Source organism: Arthrobacter sp. NPDC056691 (genome assembly GCF_042791415.1).
Lineage (GTDB): Bacteria > Actinomycetota > Actinomycetes > Actinomycetales > Micrococcaceae > Arthrobacter.
The window spans coordinates 24,290-39,438 of record NZ_JBHTXX010000010.1 but is presented as its reverse complement, the minus strand read 5'-3'; the positions used below and the strand labels follow the sequence as shown (position 1 = coordinate 39,438).

At 65.8% G+C, this 15,149-nt stretch carries 10 protein-coding genes; 5 read left to right on the top strand and 5 right to left on the bottom strand.

Translation table 11 applies throughout. The features are described 5' to 3' along the window. The first annotated feature begins 3 nt into the window (after nucleotides 1-3). Nucleotides 4-990: a M56 family metallopeptidase gene (locus ACFRAU_RS10465; RefSeq protein WP_377993971.1), complete on the top strand. Its 987-nt coding sequence runs from the start codon at nucleotides 4-6 to the stop codon at nucleotides 988-990. A 23-nt stretch (nucleotides 991-1,013) separates the two neighbouring features. Here the strand turns inward: ACFRAU_RS10465 and ACFRAU_RS10460 are convergent, their stop codons facing one another. Continuing rightward, nucleotides 1,014-3,119, bottom strand: a complete 2,106-nt coding sequence (locus tag ACFRAU_RS10460) for a type IIA DNA topoisomerase subunit B (RefSeq protein WP_377993970.1) — start codon at nucleotides 3,117-3,119, stop codon at nucleotides 1,014-1,016. Nucleotides 3,120-3,344: 225 nt separating this feature from the next. Here ACFRAU_RS10460 and ACFRAU_RS10455 point away from each other — a divergent pair, with 225 nt between their 5' ends. Next, a complete protein-coding gene (locus tag ACFRAU_RS10455; protein ID WP_377993969.1) occupies nucleotides 3,345-3,566 on the top strand; it encodes a hypothetical protein in 222 nt (73 codons plus the stop codon). 444 nt (nucleotides 3,567-4,010) lie between these two features. Beyond that, entirely contained in the window at nucleotides 4,011-5,933 is a 1,923-nt protein-coding gene (locus ACFRAU_RS10450; protein ID WP_377999848.1) for a DUF222 domain-containing protein, read from the top strand. A 341-nt stretch (nucleotides 5,934-6,274) separates the two neighbouring features. On the opposite strand, the gene ACFRAU_RS10445 is transcribed toward ACFRAU_RS10450, so the two are convergent. From ACFRAU_RS10445 to ACFRAU_RS10430, 4 genes are all read right to left on the bottom strand, one after another. Continuing rightward, the gene (locus tag ACFRAU_RS10445; protein ID WP_377997290.1) at nucleotides 6,275-7,549 is read right to left on the bottom strand and encodes an RNA polymerase sigma factor; all 1,275 of its coding nucleotides are present in this window, start codon (nucleotides 7,547-7,549) and stop codon (nucleotides 6,275-6,277) included. Between the two features lie 290 nt (nucleotides 7,550-7,839). Further along, nucleotides 7,840-9,165 carry a DUF4192 domain-containing protein gene (locus tag ACFRAU_RS10440; protein WP_377999847.1) on the bottom strand — a complete coding sequence of 442 codons (1,326 nt, stop codon included), beginning with the start codon at nucleotides 9,163-9,165 and terminating at the stop codon, nucleotides 7,840-7,842. Nucleotides 9,166-9,306: 141 nt separating this feature from the next. Next, entirely contained in the window at nucleotides 9,307-10,647 is a 1,341-nt protein-coding gene (locus ACFRAU_RS10435) for a nitrate/nitrite transporter (protein WP_377999846.1), read from the bottom strand. 93 nt (nucleotides 10,648-10,740) lie between these two features. Continuing rightward, entirely contained in the window at nucleotides 10,741-11,679 is a 939-nt protein-coding gene (locus ACFRAU_RS10430) for a proteasome assembly chaperone family protein (RefSeq protein WP_377999845.1), read from the bottom strand. 262 nt (nucleotides 11,680-11,941) lie between these two features. Between ACFRAU_RS10430 and ACFRAU_RS10425 the strand changes: the two genes are divergently transcribed. Then, nucleotides 11,942-13,459 (top strand): leucyl aminopeptidase, encoded by a 1,518-nt coding sequence (locus ACFRAU_RS10425; RefSeq protein ID WP_377999844.1) that lies wholly within the window; start codon nucleotides 11,942-11,944, stop codon nucleotides 13,457-13,459. A 241-nt stretch (nucleotides 13,460-13,700) separates the two neighbouring features. Beyond that, on the top strand, nucleotides 13,701-15,083 hold the full coding sequence (gene lpdA / locus ACFRAU_RS10420) for a dihydrolipoyl dehydrogenase (protein WP_377997285.1): 1,383 nt from the start codon (nucleotides 13,701-13,703) through the stop codon (nucleotides 15,081-15,083). Nucleotides 15,084-15,149: the final 66 nt, after the last annotated feature.

The window sequence follows — 15,149 nt, the reverse complement described above, 5'->3', positions numbered from 1 at the left end:
CTAATGTTCTGGACCTCATATTTCCTGGCGGTCCTGGCGATAGTACTGGCCTGGCCGGTACCTATCCTGCTTTCGCGCGCCCACTGGCCGGCGCGCGACCCTTTTACGGCCATGGTGCTGTGGCAGGCCATCGCCCTCGCCGGTGGCCTCTCCATGATCGGCGCCATGCTGGTCTACGGCCTCGAACCCGTCGGCGACAACCTGATTGCGGGCCTCCGTGCGCTGGCAGGCATGGTGCTTTTTGCAGCACCCACCACCGCGCTGGGTTTCTGGCATCTCTTCGCGCTCTCCGCGGCGGCACTGCTGACCGCGCACCTCGTCTTCACGCTGCTGCTGACCTACTACAAGATTGAGCGCCAGCGCAGGCGCCACCGGGAACTGCTGGCCCTTCTGGCCTCGCCGTCCGACGACGGCCCCGGCACGGTGGTCATCAGCCACGATTCGCCCGTGGCGTACTGCCTGCCCGGCGGCGCCCGCTCCGTCACGGTCCTCTCCGACGGCCTCATGGCCGCCTTGGAACCAGCGGAGCTGCGTGCCGTCCTGATTCACGAAAACGCGCACCTGACCCAGCGCCACCACCTGCTGCTGTGGGCCTTCGCCGCCTGGCGCCAGGCACTGCCGTGGCTGCCCACCACGCGCCTTGCCCAGGAATCCGTGAACTCGCTGATTGAAATGCTGGCAGACGACGTTGCCCTCAAGACAGAGAGCAAGGCAACCCTGATCAAGGCCATAGCCATCGTCGCAAGCGGCTCGGCGGCGCCCCAGGGGGCCGCCGTCGTCGAACCGGCAGGCCTTGCGGGAGCAGGCCTGCAGCTGCCCGATGGTGCCGGCGGCGCCGGCCCGGCAAGTACGACGGCGTCACGCGTCAGCCGCCTTCTCTCACCCAAGCCCCCACTCGCCGGCGGACTCCGCGCAGCCGTCCTCGCCGTGTGCACGCTGCTGCTCGCGATGCCCACCGCCCTGCTGATCGTTCCGGGCCTGCTGGGCTAAGGCCGTCTGTTGGCTGAGCCTGCCTAGGCGTCGATGCGTTCGCGGTCCAGGCTGGAGGCACCGGCGATAATGAAGTCCTTGCGCGGCGCGACGTCCGATCCCATCAGCAGGTCGAACGTTGCTTCCGCCTGCTGCGCGTTCTCGATGTTGACCTTGCGGAGCATGCGGTGACGGGGGTCCATGGTGGTCTCGGCCAGCTGCTCGGCGTCCATCTCACCCAGTCCCTTGTAGCGCTGGATGGGTTCCTTGTATTTCCTGCCTTCGGCGGCAAGCTTCGCCAGCAGGCCGTGCAGCTCCGCCTCGGAATAGGTGTAGATCATCTCGTTGGCTTTTTGGCCGGGGTTGATGACTTCCACCCGGTGCAGCGGCGGCACAGCAGCAAAGACGCGGCCCGCCTCCACCATCGGCCGCATGTAGCGGAAGAACAGGGTGAGCAGCAGCGTACGGATGTGGGCGCCGTCGACGTCGGCGTCGGTCATCAGGATGACCTTCCCGTACCGGGCCGCTTCGATCGCGAAGCTCCGTCCGGATCCGGCTCCCACCACCTGGATGAGGGCCGCGCACTCGGCGTTCGAGAGCATGTCGCCCACGGATGCCTTTTGGACGTTCAGGATCTTTCCGCGGATCGGCAACAGTGCCTGGAAGTCGGAGGAGCGCGCCAGCTTGGCCGTGCCGAGGGCCGAGTCACCCTCCACGATGAACAATTCGGAACGGGCGACGTCGTCGGTGCGGCAGTCGGCCAGCTTGGTGGGCATCGACGACGTCTCGAGCGCAGTCTTGCGGCGCTGCGTCTCCTTATGGACTCGCGCCGAGATGCGCGACTTCATCTCGCTGACGATTTTTTCCAGCAGCAGCGCCGACTGGGCCTTGTCGTTGCGGTTGGAGGAGCTGAGCTTGGCTGCGATCTCCTTCTCCACAACCCGCGCCACGATGGCTTTGACCGCGGAGGTGCCAAGGATTTCCTTCGTCTGGCCCTCGAACTGCGGCTCGGCGAGCCGTACGGTCAGGACCGCGGTGAGTCCGGCGAAGATGTCGTCTTTCTCGATCTTGTCGTTACCGGCCTTGAGTTTCCGCGCGTTGGCTTCCACGGTCTTCCGGAACGTCTTGACCAGGGCCTGCTCGAAGCCGGCCTGGTGGGTGCCGCCCTTCGGCGTGGAGATGATGTTCACAAAGCTGCGGACAGAGGTGTCGTAGCCGATTCCCCAACGCAGTGCGACGTCCACTTCGCAGTCTCGTTCCACTTCCGCGATCTTGCTGTGGCCTTTCTCATCCAGCACAGGCACGGTTTCCTTGAACTTACCGGCGCCGTGCAGGCGCCAGACGTCAGTGACCCCGGAGTCTGCGGCGAGGAATTCGACGAACTCGGAGATGCCGCCGTCGTGGTGGAACACTTCCTCGTGGGCCCCGAGCTCACCGGGCGTGCCGGGAAGCTTGCGCTCATCGCGCACCGTGATCTTCAGGCCGGGGACCAGAAAGGAGGTCTGACGGGCCCGTGCGGTGAGTTCCTCGTAGGAGAACCGGGCGTCCGTCGTAAAGATTTGGGTGTCTGCCCAGTAGCGGATGCGTGTTCCGGTGACGCCGCGTTTGGCCTTCCCGACGATGTCGAGGACAGAGTCTTCGACGAACGGCGCGAAGGTGGCGGCAGGGCTGGGCCGGCCGTTGTCGTTGAAGCGGCCAGGCTCGCCCCGGCGGAACGACATCCTGTACGTCTTGCCGCCCCGGTCCACCTCGGCGTCGAGACGCGCGGAGAGGGCGTTGACGACGGAGGCGCCGACGCCGTGGAGCCCACCGGAGGCGGTGTAGGAGCCGCCGCCGAACTTGCCGCCCGCGTGCAGCTTGGTGAAGACAACCTCGACGCCGGTGAGGCCCGTCTTAGGTTCGACGTCGACGGGAATGCCGCGGCCGTCGTCGTGGATCTCTACGGAGTTGTCCGCGTGCAGGATGATCTTGATGTCGTGGCCAAAGCCGGCCAGCGCCTCATCGACGGAGTTGTCGATGATTTCCCAGAGACAGTGCATGAGGCCGCGGGAGTCCGTGGATCCGATGTACATGCCGGGGCGCTTCCGCACGGCCTCCAGCCCCTCCAGCACCGAAAGGTGGCGGGCGGTGTAATCAGAACTCGGTGCCACAGGTTGTGAACTCCTTTGGGGAACAGGCCGGATAGGCGTTAAAAAGCTCCCTCTAGCCTAGTCCCGATGCCGCCAAATGCCGGACTGCCACTCCCGACACGGGTCCCCGCTCCCGGCGTTCGTTACGCACACGTGATACGCGGACAGCGAAAGTGACCCATCCTTGCCATGGTTTAGCGGCGAATGCTGGTTATATAGATGTACAGATCTACTAAGGAGGCCGACATGACAACAGCAGTTGCCGACCGCACGCTAACCGCAGCTGACCGGTGTGACCGTTGCGGCGCGCAGGCATACGTCCGGGTTGTACTTGAGTCCTCCGGGGGCGAGCTGCTCTTCTGCGCCCACCATTCACGGGCCGTCGAAGCGACCCTTAGGCCGCTCAGCTCCGACTGGCACGATGAGACTGACCGGTTGAACGAAAAGGCACCGGTTCCGGTCGACTAGACAACAAAGCTCAAAGCCAGGATCCCCGCCCGGGGGTCCTGGCTTTTTCTTTGTCGCCAGCCCGGCTCCCCTCCTAGATGCTCCCGCGTCTTGGGCTTCCCACTCGCCAAGGGCCCAACTGGGAGGCAGGTCAGGGCGTTCTGACGGCTGGGAACGCCCTGATCTGCTACCTGGATTCCCTTCGGTCATACGGGATAACCCCGTACGACGGCGGCGCTGCCGCGGCTCGGGCTTTCTAGTCGGCGGGCTTGCTTCCAGCCGAATGCTTGGTTGGCTTCGGGCGCCCAACTGGGTACCAGATCAGGGCGTTCTCACCGCTGGGAACGCCCTGATCTGCGACGCAGTTTTTCGTCCTCGGGTGGATCCAAACAACTTTTTTGGATCCACCCGCCCCGGGCGTCCGATGGGCCCTTTAATGTCAGTGCCTGTTGGCAGACTGTGTTCATGGAAGGCTTCGGGAATTCAGCACTGACAGGAGCGGCGCCGCACGGCGACGACCTGCGTGCTGCCGCGGGTCCCGGGGCCTTGCTTCCGGATGCAGTTTTTCTTTTTGACGCGAATCCCGCCGGTTGGTTCTCTGACGAGACTCTTCTGTTCGATGAGTTCGGGTACGACGGCTTCCTGGACGACGGGGTTCCATACGACGACGAGTATCCGGAATCCTTTCCAGTGGATCCGTTTCCCGAGGCACTGTTTTACGACGCGGTGTTCGCCGGCGGCGCGCCCTCCAGTGCTGATGCGCCTTGGCTGAGTCTCGACGCAAGACTGGCGGCGGCCGAGGTCTTCTTGAAGGCCGACCTCACCGCCGACGGTCCCGGACTGATCGACCAGACCCAGGCGCTGGAGAAATTCAAATGCTGGGCTACCGGGCAACAAGCGAGGCTTGCCGTCACCTTCGAAGCGAAACAGCGTCAGGAACAAGCTGAACTCGAAGCCGAGAGCAGTCCCGGTCATGGCAACCGCAGCGCTCTGTCGGCCGGGGACCTGGGCAAGCCACGCCCCAAAGAACAGAGCATGGGGGTGGCCGAGCAGATCGCCCTGGCCCGGGGCGAGTCACCACACCGCGGCGGCCGGCTGCTCGGCATGGCCAAGGCCCTGGTCACCGAGATGCCCCACACCCTCGGTGCACTGGACACCGGCCAGCTCAACGAAGAGCGCGCCATGTATGTCGTGAAGGAAACAGCCACCCTGACCGTCGAAGACCGGGCCGCCGTCGATGAGGAACTCGCCGCCGACACCGGAACCTTCAACGGGGTCGGGACCCGGGCCGTCATCGCCGCTCTCAAGGCCGCCGCCACCCGCAGGGACCCGCGCTCGGTCACCCAACGCGCCAGCCACGCCGCCTCGGAACGGGGCGTGAGCCTGCGCCCGGCACCGGACTGCATGACCTACCTGACAGCGATGCTGCCCGCCCACCAGGGCGTCGCCGTGTATGCGGCATTGACCCGGCAGGCCGACACTGTCCACGCCGCAGGCGACCCCCGCAGCCTCGGGCAGATCAAGGCCGACACCCTCGTCGAATGGACCACCGGCACACAGGGTGGCGTCGCCGGGGTGGAGATCAGCCTCGTCATGACCGACCGCACGCTCCTCCAGGGCGACAGCGAACCAGCAAGGCTTGCTGGCTACGGTGTAGTCCCCTCCGCCTGGGCCCGGAAGCTCGTGGCTCAACAGGAGGACGAACAGGGAGAAGGACAAGGAGCTGGACAGGGTAGGGCTCCGGGCCAGAGCTTGCCCGGGTGCCACGATTCCGGCCCGCCGGATCATCTCCAGACCGCAGCTGGCCGGTCAGCCGCCGGAGGCTCGAACATTTCCGGCTCAGGCACCGGCCATAAGGACGCAGGCCAGCAGGACGCCGTGCAGGAACTGAAGATCTGGCTCCGCCGGCTCTACACCGCCCCGGACACCGGCGACCTCGTGGCCATGGATTCCCGGCGGCGGCTCTTCCCGGCACCACTGCGCCGCTTCATCCAAATCCGCGACAACACCTGCCGCACACCCTACTGCGACGCACCCATCCGCCACCACGACCACATCATCCCCTGGCACAACAACGGCCCAACATCCCTCGCCAACGGCGCCGGACTCTGCGAAGCCTGCAACCACACCAAAGAACTCCCCGGCTGGAAAGCCCAACCCAGACCCGGACCACGACACACCATCGAACTCACCACACCCACCGGCCACACCTACCAATCCACCGCACCCCCACTACCAGGAACGCCACTGCCAGGAATGCCACTGCCAGGAATGCCACTCTCCGGAGCCAGTTCGCCCGGAACCCGGCTGAGTGAAGCCAGCCTGCCCAGAAACGGCTTACTGGGAGACGGCCTCTTGGGAACCGGCCGGGGTGGAATCGGTCACTGAGGTTCCCGCGGTCCTTGAAACCCTCTATCCGGAACGGCCGGGTAAGTAGCCCGAGTCGGGTGACCTGTGGCGGGGCACTTTAAGGACTGGGCACCTTAGGGACTAGGCACCTTGGGGGCTGGGTACCTTGGGGGCTGGGTACCTCAACCAATGTTGCGGACTGCTGCCCGAAAAACGACCCGCCGGCGCAAGCCTGCAGGCATGGCCACAGCGTCTCCGGCCACGCGCGCCTACACCGTGAGTCGCGGGCATGACAAAGGCCAGGCCTGCCGCCGGTTTCCGGCGAAAGGCCTGGCCCTTGTTCGTGTTTCCCAGTCCAGGAATTACTGGCCCGGTGATGCCTAGTCCAGGTAGTCGCGCAGCACCTGCGACCGGGACGGGTGGCGGAGCTTGGACATGGTCTTGGATTCGATCTGACGGATGCGCTCACGGGTAACGCCGTAGACCTTGCCGATTTCGTCTAAAGTCTTCGGCTGGCCATCCGTGAGGCCGAACCGCATGGCAACAACGCCGGCTTCGCGCTCGGACAGGGTGTCCAGCACGGAGTGCAGCTGTTCCTGCAGCAGGGTGAAGCTCACAGCATCGGCCGGAACGACGGCTTCGGAGTCCTCGATGAGGTCACCGAACTCGGAATCGCCGTCCTCGCCAAGCGGTGTATGCAGCGAAATGGGCTCGCGGCCGTACTTCTGGACTTCGACGACCTTCTCGGGGGTCATGTCCAGCTCGAGCGCCAGCTCTTCGGGCGTAGGTTCGCGGCCCAGGTCCTGCAGCATCTGGCGCTGGACACGGGCCAGCTTGTTGATGACTTCCACCATGTGCACCGGGATACGGATGGTGCGGGCCTGGTCCGCCATGGCACGGGTAATGGCCTGGCGGATCCACCAAGTGGCGTAGGTGGAGAACTTGAAGCCCTTGGTGTAGTCGAACTTCTCGACAGCACGGATGAGGCCGAGGTTGCCTTCCTGGATGAGGTCCAGGAACAGCATGCCGCGACCGGTGTAGCGCTTGGCAAGCGAGACGACAAGGCGGAGGTTGGCCTCGAGGAGGTGGTTCTTGGCGCGCTTGCCGTCGTGGATGATGAACTCAAGTTCGCGCTTGTACTTCGGGTCCATCGAGCCGTCATCGGCGGCGATCTTTTCTTCGGCGAACAGGCCGGCCTCGATGCGGAGCGCGAGGTCAACTTCCTGTTCGGCGTTGAGGAGGGCTACCTTACCGATCTGCTTCAGGTAGTCCTTGACGGGGTCGGCGGTGGCGCCAGCTGACATGACCTGCTGGACAGGTGCATCGTCGTCGTCGGCGTCAGAGTAGACGAATCCCGAACCGGTAGGCGCTGCGGCTTCCTTGCCGGCCTCGTCGGGTTCATCGACCAGATCAGCGGTGTCGGGCTGGGCGTCGTCCAGGTCCTCCTCGGACTCCAGCTCGGCATCGTCATTGGTTGAGCGGCTTCCGGCAGCTTCGGCTGCAGCCTTGGCTCCGGGCTTGGGTCCGCGCTTCTTGGGCTCGGGCTTCCCAGCGGCACGGGTGGTTGCACGCTTGGCGCTGGATGCCGCCGGCTTCTCCTCGGCAGTGTCAACGGCCAGGGCGGCGGGTTCCTTCTTCGCGGAAGACGGGGTCACAGAAAACCTTTCTAGCGGCGGTCTGTGGAGTCACCTTCGGGCAACACCACTATGACCCTGTCAAGTCCGTGATTGACATCAGATGCAACCGACCGACAGGGCCACTAAGTAGAACTGCCGGGACGGCCGCAATGTTCCCGTTTGGGATCACTGCAAGCATTGATTCACGGACCCAACCGGGTCTCGGCCTCCATTGTCTCATGATTTTCCGCGCCAGGGGCCGACCGGACCGTAAGACGCCCCGGCGGCGGGTCATGTCGGCGCCGGCGGCCCTGATCGAGGCAGCTGATCTAGGCAGCGTCCGATCCGAACTTCTGCCACGCGGCCTCGCGGCGTCCTGCCCAGCCGCAGAGTGTTCCGCGCCGGACAACCTCGGACAGCAGCTCGGCCAGCCGGTAACCAGGACTGGCTTCCAGCGCCCGCGTCAACGACGCGTCCGCGAAGGAACCTCTCCCCCGGCACCATTCGATCCAGCCGGTCGCTGTTAGCGCCGCAGCCTGCGCCTCGCCCCCGCCGCACGACGACAGATCATGCATCAGGCGCTCCAAGCGTTTCAGCGTGTCCCAGTCCGGCACCCGTGGGCTCAGGCCCAGCAGGACTTCGCCGTATCCGGGCAGGGCATCCGGGCCGCAGCCGGAAGCGGCGGCGTCGCCGACGCTGTCTTCGGACTGTTCAGGAAGGAGCGGAGACAGCCGCACCTCCGGCAGCGGCGGGCACGACACGGCCTGTCCTGTCCCGGCAGAGAAGATCCCGAAGGCTTCGGCGCCGGCCGCCGCCGCGGCGCGCCCGGCGGCAGCCATGACCAGTACTGCGTCGCGCCACGCCGGCACACGCAGCGATGCGCGCAGAAACCCGGCGAGTTCCGGTTCGAGACCGCCGCCCTCGCCAGTTGCAAGTGGACCGGAATCAAGCGGAACGGCTCCCTCCGGAATGGCATCAGGCGAAACAGTCTGCAACGCAGCTGCCCAGGCGTCGAGAACCGCGTCGAACTGGGCCCGATGAGTTCTCTTCCCGGCCAGGGCCAGATCCCACGCGCGTTCGGCTGCCATGACGTCGGCGTCGTCCGCTGCCGGCGTATCTGCATTGCCGGGCGACGCCGCACCGGGCGGCGCGCCGACGCTGCTGCCCAGATACACCATCTCGGCGTTGAGCCGGCTGTCCCGGATCTCGGTCACGGGGCGGCCCGGCAGCGGGCAGCAACCGTTGTCGGTGCAGTAGACGTTGCGCCAGTACTCTGCGCCCACCCGCCATGCGTCCCGCACAGGCATGCCCGCCAGCCCGAGGGCACATTCCAGATCGGCGAGCAGCGGCCGAAGAGACGACGCCGCCCCACCTTCCCTGCCGTCATCGTCGAAGCCGCCGTCGGCAAAAAAGACCAGCAGCGTGCCATCAGCGTCTTTGTCAGCCAGCAAGTACTCCGCCACTGTCCTGGCGAACGCCTCCCGGCTGCGGCGGCCGCCGCCCGTCGGGAGGTCGACGCGAAGCGTCGCTCCGAGGCGTTTGCCCTGCATGGTCATGGCCACGAGGCTCTCGGACGGCCGATAGCCCAGGCTGTGCGGGATATAGCCAAGAATGTCCTCGGGTCCGCTGATGGTGAGATGCTCCGGTGCTGTCATGGAAACAGCTTCCGACGGCGGTTATTGCCGGCGCGACTGGAAGATTGTGCATGTGGACAACGGGGGTCTGTTGAGGAGCAGTGCCCCGCGGGCAGTCAGCCGGCACCGTCTGCCGAGGAGGCGCCGTCAGCGGGGAAAAGCCTAGTCGCGGGACAGGGTCTTGCGGCGGGCAATCCGTTGCCTGCGCTGCTGGGCCATTGCCTGCAGCAGTGGCGGCACCACCACGCCCTGCGCGGCCATCTGACGGCGGACCTTGCGGCGGACCACCAGCATGGCGACGGACCCGACGCCGAGGAGCAGGAAGTGCACGCACAGCGCGATGCGGAAGGGCTCGAGGCCATAGAGTTCGCCGCGGGAAAAGCCCGTGGAGTTGAGGATGTCCAGCACGGCGCCGATCAGGTAGATGGCCATGAGCGCTGCGAAGAAGCCGCCGACGTTGACGATGCCGGTAGCGGTCCCGATCCGGTGGGCCGGGTTGAAGGTACGGGCGAAGTCGAAGCCGATCATGGAGCCCGGGCCGCCGATGGCCAGCACCACGATGAGAACGGCCAGCAGCCACAGCGGCGAGCGGCCGGGATAGAGCAGCACGGCCGCCCAGGCCGCTGCCGTGGCGGCGACGAGGAGGAGGACCATGGTGGAACGCCGGAGGGGGTGCCGCGAAACGAAACGCCCGATCAGCGGGCCTGCCCCGATGGCACCGGCCACGTAGAGGGACATGAGCGAGGCGACGGTGCCGGCGTTAAGGCCCTGCGCCGAAATCAGGAACGGGTAGCCCCAGGTCATGGCGAACACCGTCCCGCTGAACTGGATGGTGAAGTGGCTCCACATCCCCAGCCGCGTCCCCGGCTGCTTCCACGCACGGGACAGGGACACGCCGGTGGCGCGCAGCCCCTTGGCGGCCTCCTGCCTGGGCGTGCCGGGCGGCACGTCCTGCAGCATCAGGACCACCAGCACGACGGCGACTCCGGAGAATCCCGCCAGCGCAAGGAACGCCGGGGTCCAGCCCGCGGTGTGCAGGATGAAGGCAAACGGCACCACGCTCAGCAATTGGCCGAGCTGCCCGGACATGCCGGTCAGCTGGGTCAGCAGCGGAACCCTGGCGGGCGCGAACCACAGCGGAATCAGCCGGATGACGGAGATGAAGGTCATGGCGTCGCCGGCACCCACGAGCACGCGTCCCAGCACACCGGCCGGCACGCTGTCTGCATATGCAAGCTGCAGCTGGCCCAGGCCCATCAGCAGGGCGCCCCCGGCGATCATGGCCCGGGAGCCGAACCTGTCCACCAGCACACCCACCGGAATCTGAAGGCCGGCGTACACCAGCAGCTGCAGCACGGTGAAGAACGAGATGGCCGAGGCGCTGGCGTGAAACCTCTCGGTCGCCTCCAGACCCACCACACCGAACGACGTACGCTGGGTCACAGCCACAAGGTACGAAAAGATGCCGATGGACCAAATGAGCCAGGCGCGGGGTGCAGTCACCTTTTTATTATCCCCGGGCGGAACAAAAATACTATTTATTTTGCCCGGTTTTTGCCCTCAAGTGACGAGTCTTATGCCGCCCAGTGACGGGGCTTACGGCGCGGGGTTCTCCCGCGCCAGGTAGGCCTCCACAGCGGCGCCCAGCGCGTCGCCGTCGGGCAGTTCGTCGTTCTCGTTGGCGAGCAGGGACCGGCGCACCGTGCCCTCGGCTTTTTCGTCATAGCGGGCCTCCAGCCGGGCCACCACCTGCTGGACTTCCTCGGAGGCCTCGATCTGCTCGGCAATCTGCCGGCCGACTTCACGGCCGGACTCGCGCAGCCGGTCTGTCGGCAGCATCAGCGAGGTGGCCGCGCCCAGGTACTCCAGTCCAGCCACGGCGGCCGGGGGGTACTCCGCCTCGGCGAGGTAGTGCGGCACGTGGATCACGTAGCCGGCAACATTGCGGCCGGCGTCGCTCAGGCGAAGTTCCAGGACATGCCCGACGGCGGCCGGCACCTCCACGGTCGGCTTCCAGGAGGAGATGCCCTCGATGAGCTCGGGCCGGTTACCGTGCACGGTCACCCCGACCGGACGTGTGTGGGGCACGGGCATGGGAATCGAGTGGATCCAGGTCACCAGGTTGACATCCAGAGCCTCCACGATCTGCACCACGGCACGCGCGAAGCGTTCCCACTGCAGGTCCGGCTCGAAGCCGGCGAGGAACAGGAAAGGCTTGCCCAGCCCGTCAACCAGCCTGTAGAGGGCCAGGGTGGGCGGCTGGTAGTCCTGCAGATGGTCCTCAACAAAGGTCACATGCGGACGCCGGGACCGGTAGTCCATCAGCTGGTCGGCGTCGAACACGGCCACACGTTCAGTGTCGAGTGTGTCCAGCAGCTCGTCGGTGATCTGCCGGACCACGTGGCCGGCGTCGGCGAAGCCGGTAAAGCCCATCACCAGGTTCAGCCCGCGGAGCTCAGGGTTATGGAACAGCCCAATGTTCTTGGCATAGAGCGCGTCGGGGTCCAGCAGCGAGCCGGAGATCCTTTCAAACACGGCGAGTTCCTTTCGTGGTCGGGGGTTATTCTTCATAACGCCCGGAACAGCGGCGTCATTCCTCGGGGCGTTGTGGCGAGCCTCTCAACCGGCCCGGATCCCCGGCGCTCCCCCGCTGTTGCGGAACGAGAGACTACGATCGGAATTGGCTTCCTTGGAAGTTGGCGCCGCTGCCCTGCATGGACGGCGGCCGACACCCGCGAGTGGGCGCCTTGCTGCGCTCCCTGCCCGAACAATCACAGAGAATTGAGGACCGATCCTCGTGGTCAAGAATACTGAAATCAACCTTAGTGCCATTGCAAGGGACCTGAAGAAGGCGGCAAGTGACGCGGTGGTCATCGGCGTCGGACAGGGCCCGGACGGCCCGTTCCTGCTGGAAAACCCGCTGACCGCGAAATCTGTTGAGGCCCTGACCGACTCGCTGAAGGTTCTCGGCATCACCGGCGCCCCGGACCAGGCGGTCCGCCTTCCCGGGCTTCCGGAGACGGGCTCGGGAATCCTCGTGCTGGCCGGCGTGGGCAAGGTCGACGCCGGTGGAAGGGTCTCCGGGGAGGCGCTGCGCCGCGCGGCCGGCTCCGCTGTACGCCAGCTTGCCGGCCTGTCCTCTGTCACGCTGGCGTTCCCGACGGCGAATGTCGCCGATGTTGCCGCCATCGCCGAGGGTGCCGCGCTGGGCGCGTACTCCTTCACCGAATTCCGGTCCAGCAGGGACGGCCTCAAGGATCCCGTGGCGGACGTCGCGATCTTTACCGAACTCGCCGGCGACAAGGACCTGAACGCCGCACTCGACCGTGCGCGGCTGCTGGGCAAGGCCGTCAACGCCACCCGCTCGCTCGTGAACCAGCCCCCGAGCCACCTTTACCCCGAGTCGTTCGCCGATGCCGCCAAGGAACTGGCCAAGGGCCTGCCCGTCAAGGTCACCGTGTGGGACGAAAAGCGCCTGGAGAAGGAAGGCTTCGGCGGCATCATGGGTGTCGGCAAGGGTTCCGCCCGCCAGCCCCGCCTCGTCAAGGTGGAGTACTCCCCCGCCAAGGCCACACGAAAAATCGCGCTGGTCGGCAAGGGCATCACCTTCGACACCGGTGGCATCTCCATTAAGCCGGCCCTCGGCATGGGCGACATGAAGAGCGACATGGCGGGCGCCGCCGTCGTGCTTAATACGGTCCTGGCCCTCGCGGGCCTGGGGCTGCCTGTCAAGGCGACCGCCTGGCTGTGCATCGCCGAGAACATGCCATCCGGCGCGGCCTCGCGTCCTGCCGATGTGCTGAGCATGTTCGGCGGGAAGACGGTGGAAGTCCTGAACACCGACGCCGAGGGCCGGCTGGTCATGGCAGACGGCATCGTCGCCGCAAGCCAGGAGTACCCGGACGCCATCATCGACGTTGCCACCCTGACCGGTGCGCAGCTGATCGCGCTCGGCAACCGGACCGCCGGCATCATGGGCGCGGACAGCGTGACCGGCCCGCTGAAGGCGGCCGCTGACCGGGCCGGCGAGCTTGTGTGGCCCATGCCCCTGCCTGAAGAACTGCGGCCCAGCCTCGATTCCCAGGTGGCGGACATCGCCAACATCGGTGAGCGCCACGGCGGCATGATGACGGCGGCCGTGTTCCTGCGCGAGTTCGTGGGCAAGGACAAGGACGGCCAGACCATCCCGTGGGCGCACATCGACATTGCCGGGCCGTCCTTCAACAACGGGGCACCCTACGGCTACACGCCGAAGCAGGGCACGGGCTGCACCGTGCGCACGCTGGTTGCCTACGTCGAGGATCTCCTGGCCTGAGCCGTTGTGCCCCGCGGCTGTGTGGCGGCGTGATCCGCTCGCCACACAGCCGCGTGACACTCGACACAAGCGCTCCACAAAAGGACCGGCAAGGTGGAGCATGGATAAGTGGTTCGCTAAGGTGAACCACGGTAGTCACAAATGAAAGGGAAAAGGCCTGCTGGCATAATCACGGCAGAGCAATTTCCAAGACCAGATGATGCGTACTCTCGTGTCATCGTTCACGCGAGGGAGCGTCTAAGTGGCCGATCAGGCAACTGCGCAAGAATTCGACATCCTGGTACTCGGTGGTGGCAGCGGCGGGTACGCCACGGCTCTCCGGGCCGTTCAGCTTGGCTTCACCGTTGGCCTCGTGGAGAAGGGCAAGCTCGGCGGTACCTGCCTCCACAACGGCTGCATCCCCACCAAGGCGCTGCTGCACTCGGCCGAACTGGCAGACCACGCCCGCGACTCCGCCAAGTATGGCGTGAACGTGACGCTCGACAGCATCGACATCACCGCTGTCAACGCCTACAAAGACGGCATCATTGCCGGCAAGTTCAAGGGCCTGCAGGGCCTCATCAAGTCCAAGGGCATCACCGTCATCGAGGGTGAGGGCAAGCTCCAGGGAACCGACACCGTCGTCGTGAACGGCACCGCGTACAAGGGCAAGAACATCGTCCTCGCCACGGGTTCCTACTCCCGCACGCTGCCGGGCCTGGAAATCGGCGGCAAGGTCATCACCTCAGACGAAGCGCTCACCATGGACTACATCCCCAAGAGTGCCATCATCCTGGGCGGCGGCGTGATCGGCGTCGAATTCGCTTCTGTCTGGAAGTCCTTCGGCGTTGACGTGACGATCGTTGAGGGCCTGCCCTCCCTCGTCCCCAACGAGGACGCCACCATCGTCAAGAACTTTGAGCGCGCCTTCAAGAAGCGCGGCATCAAGTTCTCCACCGGCGTCTTCTTCCAGGGCGTTGAGCAGAACAACGACGGCGTCAAGGTCACCCTCGTCGACGGCAAGACCTTCGAAGCCGACCTTCTGCTCGTGGCCGTGGGCCGCGGACCCGTCACGGCCAACCTCGGCTACGAGGAGGCCGGCCTGAACATCGACCGCGGCTTTGTCATCACCAACGAGCGCCTGCACACCGGCGTCGGCAACATCTACGCGGTCGGCGACATCGTCCCCGGCGTGCAGCTGGCGCACCGCGGCTACCAGCAGGGCATCTTCGTCGCCGAAGAAATCGCCGGCCTCAAGCCCGTCATCGTCGAAGATGTCAACATCCCCAAGGTCACCTACTCCGAGCCGGAAATTGCGACGGTCGGCTACACCGAGAAGGCCGCCAAGGCCAAGTTCGGCGACGACCAGGTCGAAACCCAGGAATACAACCTCGCCGGCAACGGCAAGAGCTCCATCCTGGGCACCAGCGGCCTCGTCAAGCTGGTCCGCCAGAAAGAGGGCCCCGTCGTCGGCGTCCACATGATCGGCGCCCGCATGGGAGAGCAGATCGGCGAAGCCCAGCTGATCGTGAACTGGGAAGCCTACCCCGAGGACGTGGCCCAGCTGGTCCACGCCCACCCGACCCAGAACGAATCCCTGGGCGAGGCGCACCTGGCGCTGGCAGGAAAGCCCCTCCACGGCTAATTCGTTCCGCAAGACACCAACGGCCCGGTGCACCGGCTCGAACAGCACGGTGCACCGGGCTCGAAC

Excerpts from the sequence above, each read along its gene's own strand:
- ACFRAU_RS10455 (WP_377993969.1), top strand. The coding sequence starts at position 3,345 with ATGACAACAGCAGTTGCCGACCGCACGCTAACCGCAGCTGACCGGTGT.
- ACFRAU_RS10440 (WP_377999847.1), bottom strand. The coding sequence starts at position 9,165 with ATGACAGCACCGGAGCATCTCACCATCAGCGGACCCGAGGACATTCTT.
- ACFRAU_RS10450 (WP_377999848.1), top strand. The coding sequence starts at position 4,011 with ATGGAAGGCTTCGGGAATTCAGCACTGACAGGAGCGGCGCCGCACGGC.
- ACFRAU_RS10465 (WP_377993971.1), top strand. The coding sequence starts at position 4 with ATGTTCTGGACCTCATATTTCCTGGCGGTCCTGGCGATAGTACTGGCC.